Genomic DNA, 3,787 nt, shown 5'->3' on the forward strand with positions numbered 1-3,787 from the left:
GCCGCTGCCGAGCCTGCGAGGCTGCGATCGACGGCGCAGCCGTCGCAAAACCGGTAACCGCGTTGCATCAGGTACACCGCGTGCACTGGTTTAGCGGCTGCGTTGCAGCCGGTCGCAGCCTCGCGGTGCTCGGCAGCGGCTACGGAGCGCGAAGGAGGGGGGGAGATCCGCGTCAGGCGCTTACAACCAATTCCAGAAGCGGCTCCAGAAGCCGCGGTTCAGCTCTTCCCGGCAACCGGCGTATTGCTGGCCGTACAGGCTGGAACGGCTTTGCACCTTCATCGCCACGGTCTGCAGCCAGGGCTTGGTCGTATAGGTCTGGCGGCGGTAGCCGCCCCAGCCTTCGTGGTAGTTCAGGTACTGGCGGTAGGCGTCCTGCTTGGTCACGCCATTGACCCGCGTGGTCTGGTCCATGTACCAGCCGATAAAGTCGGTGGCGTCGGCGAAGTTGGTCCGGCTGGCCCAGTAGTTGTCGCCCTTGCGCTGGTAGTCGCCCCAGACTTCGTCCTTGGCCTGCGGGTAGCCGGCCGCCGAGGTCACCCGGCCCCAGGGAATCACCCACAACAGGTATTTGCGTGGCGGCAAGGCGTCCTGCTTGAAGCTCGATTCCTGGTAGATGATCGACAGCGGCACCTGGATCGGCACCCCCCATTTCTCTTCAGTGGCCTTGGCCGCCTTGTACCAGTCGCTTTTCTCGCGAAAGATCTCGCAGATGTCGTTGGGGTTGGCCGGCGGCGAGGTCGCGCAACCGGTCAGGATGAGGGGGAATACTGCGGCGGCATAGGCGAAGCGGGTCAAAGGCAAGGCTCTATTCGGGTCGATGGGAGCGCCGCGTGGCGCTCCTGCGATCAGTTCAGTTGGTGGCGATAGGGCAGGTCCGGTCCGGTCTTGCCACAGGTCAGCGCCGCGGCGCGGATGGCGAACCTGAGCATCTGGTCGATCTGGTCCCGGCTCAAGCCCGCCACACCCTCCAACGAATCCAGCTGTCGTTCGGTCAGCCAGGCAATCAGAGCGGCCTGGAAGGTGTCGCCGGCGCCCACGGTGTCGGCCATCTTAATCGGCATGGCCGGCGCCGACCAGCGGCCATGTGCCCGACTGAACACCGTCGCGCCCTCTGCGCCGCGGGTCAGGAACACCAGCTGGCAGTGATGCTGCAGCCAGCCTTCGATCACGTGCTGCGGGTCCTGGTCGGGGTAGAGCAGGTGCAGGTCCTCGTCGCTGACCTTGATCAGGTCGGCCAGCCGGACCAGGGTGTCGATGCGCTGGCGCCACAGCTGGATGTCCGGGGCCGGGTTGAGGCGCACGTTGGGGTCGAGGCTGATCAGGCGCTGGCCGCGCTCGCGGCGCACCAGCGCCAGCAGGGTGTCGGCGATCGGCTGTACCACCAGGGAAAACGAACCGATGTGCAGGCCGCGCACCCGGCTGTCGAGCGGCGGCAGGTCGGCCAGTTGCAACTGGCGGTCGGCGCAGCCTTCGCCACGGAAGCTGTATTGCGGCGAGCCATCGGCGCCCACCGCGACCATCGCCAGGGTGGTCGGCGCCTGGACATGCAGCAGGTAGTCTTCGCCCACGCCTTCGTCGCGCAGCACCTGCAACAGGCGCCGGCCGAGGTAGTCGGTGGACAGCCCGGCGAACAGCGCCGCGTCCACCCCCAGGCGGCGCAAACCCATCGCGACATTGAAGGGCGAACCGCCAGCGATTGCCTGGAAGTTGACCCGCGATGCCCGACCGCTGGCATCGTCTTGGCTGAAAAAATCGAACAGTGCTTCACCACAGACCAGGTACATAGTCATTCGCTCTTCAAAAGGGTTGCCACATGCTGTTGGTAGCCTTCGTAGGCCTGCTGGTAGGCCGCGACATTGGCCGCTATCGGTAAGGTTTCGCTGCTTGCATCGAGCCTCACGCAGCGCTGGCACAGCTGCGCCAGGCTCTGCGCCTGGCCGCTGTGGTGCGACTCGCACCATGCCGCCTGGATCGCCGCGCCCAGGGCCGCGGCTTCGCTCTGCTCGGTGCAGACCACCGGGGTGTGCATGATATCGGCGACCATCTGCCGCCACAGCGGGCTTTTCGAACCGCCGCCGATCAGGCGGATGCTCTGGCTTTGCAGACCGTTATGGCGCAGCAGGTCCAGGCCGTAGCGCAGGCCGAAGGTGGTGCCTTCGACCACCGCGCGGCACAGGTTGGCCCGGGTCAGGTTGTTGGCGGTCAGGCCCAGCAGGCTGCCGCTGGCATGGGGCAGGGCGGGGACCCGCTCGCCGTTGAGGAACGGCAGCATGCACACGCCCTCGGCGCCGATCGGCGCCTGCGCCACCCGTTGGTTGAAGGCGTCGATATCCAGCTCGAACAGTTCGCGCACCGCGCTCGTGGCATTGGTCAGGTTCATGGTGCAGATCAGCGGCAGCCAGCCGCCGCTGGAGGAACAGAAGGTCGCCACCGCGGCGTCCGCGCTGACCCGGGGTTGCTCGGCGTAGGCGTACAGGGTGCCGGAGGAACCCAGGCTCATGGTGATCGCCCCGGGCTGGATATTGCCGGTGCCGATGGCCCCCAGCATGTTGTCGCCGCCACCGCTGGACACCAGCGCCCGCGGGTTGAGACCCAGTTGCCGGGCGATCTCCGGCAGCAGGGTGCCCACTGGCTGGTGGGCTTCGAGCAGTTCCGGCAAGGCGGCTTCCAGGCGGCCGTCGGGGTCGATGTGCCTGAGCAGCGCGAGGTCCCATTGCCGGGTCCGCACATTGAAATAGCCGGTGCCCGAGGCATCGCCGTATTCGCTGCAGCAGCGGCCGGTCAGCCAGTAGTTCAGGTAGTCGTGGGGCAGCAGCACATGGGCGATGCGCTGGAATATCTGCGGATGCTGCTCCCGGGTCCACAGCAGTTTCGACACCGTGTAGCCGGGGGCAATCGCCACGCCGAGGCGCTCCAGGGAGCCCTGTTCGCCGCCCAGATGATCCAGCAGGCGCTGGTTCTGCGGGGTGGATTCGGTGTCGCACCAGAGCTTGGCCGGGCGCAGCACCTGGCCCTGTGGGTCGAGCAGGACCAGGCCGTGCTGCTGGCCGGACACGCCGATGCCGAGGATGTCTTGGCCGCTGATACCCGCGGCCAATAAGGCCCGGCGGGTGGCCAGGGCGAACGCCTCGCGCCATTGCCCGACGTCCTGTTCGCGGCGGCCGTTGGCACCGCTGATCAGGCTGTGGGGCGCCGCGCCCAGGCCCAGTACGTCACCGCTGGCGGCGTCGAGGACGACGGCCTTGGTGCCCTGGGTGCCGCAGTCGATGCCGAGGAAAAGCTGTTGCGTCGTCATGGATGAACCTGCACAAAATTCAAATCAAACCCACTGTAGCCGCTGCCGAGCCTGCGAGGCTGCGATCGATTGCGGAGCAATCGCAAAACCTGAATCCGCGATCTGCCTGGAGAAACGCATCGGCAGGCCTTGCGGCCGCTACGCAGCCGATCGCAGCCTTCGGCAGCGGCTACAGGGTTTGCGGTGGCTATGTAGCCGCTGCCGAGCCTGCGAGGCTGCGATCGATTGCGGAGCAATCGCAAAACCTGAGCCCTCGATTTGCCTGGAGAAACGCGTTGGCAGGATTTGCGTCGGCTACGCCGCCGATCGCAGCCTTCGGCAGCGGCTACAGGGTTCGCGGTGGCCGTGTAGCCGCTGCCGAGCCTGCGAGGCTGCGATCGGTTGCGTAGCAATCGCAAAACCTGAATCCGCGATCTGTCTGGAGAAACGCATCGGCAGGCCTTGCGGCCGCTGCGCAGCCGATCGCAGCCTTCGGCAGCGGCTACAGGG

3 protein-coding genes are annotated in these 3,787 nt (G+C 66.6%); all 3 read right to left on the minus strand.

The features are described 5' to 3' along the window. Positions 1-180: 180 nt before the first annotated feature. The 3 genes from PVZ80_RS28845 to xylB are packed head-to-tail and all read right to left on the minus strand — an operon-like array spanning position 181 to position 3,298. On the minus strand, positions 181-798 hold the full coding sequence (locus tag PVZ80_RS28845; protein ID WP_273864888.1) for a transglycosylase SLT domain-containing protein: 618 nt from the start codon (positions 796-798) through the stop codon (positions 181-183). 50 nt (positions 799-848) lie between these two features. Further along, positions 849-1,787, minus strand: coding sequence for a carbohydrate kinase family protein (locus PVZ80_RS28850; RefSeq protein ID WP_273864889.1), 939 nt, complete (start codon positions 1,785-1,787; stop codon positions 849-851). Positions 1,788-1,789: 2 nt separating this feature from the next. Next, the gene (xylB, locus tag PVZ80_RS28855) at positions 1,790-3,298 is read right to left on the minus strand and encodes a xylulokinase (protein ID WP_273864884.1); all 1,509 of its coding nucleotides are present in this window, start codon (positions 3,296-3,298) and stop codon (positions 1,790-1,792) included. Between the last annotated feature and the right edge of the window lie 489 nt (positions 3,299-3,787).

The organism is Pseudomonas sp. B3G-3, from assembly GCF_028640915.1.
Taxonomy (GTDB): Bacteria; Pseudomonadota; Gammaproteobacteria; order Pseudomonadales; family Pseudomonadaceae; genus Aquipseudomonas; species Aquipseudomonas chlororaphis_I.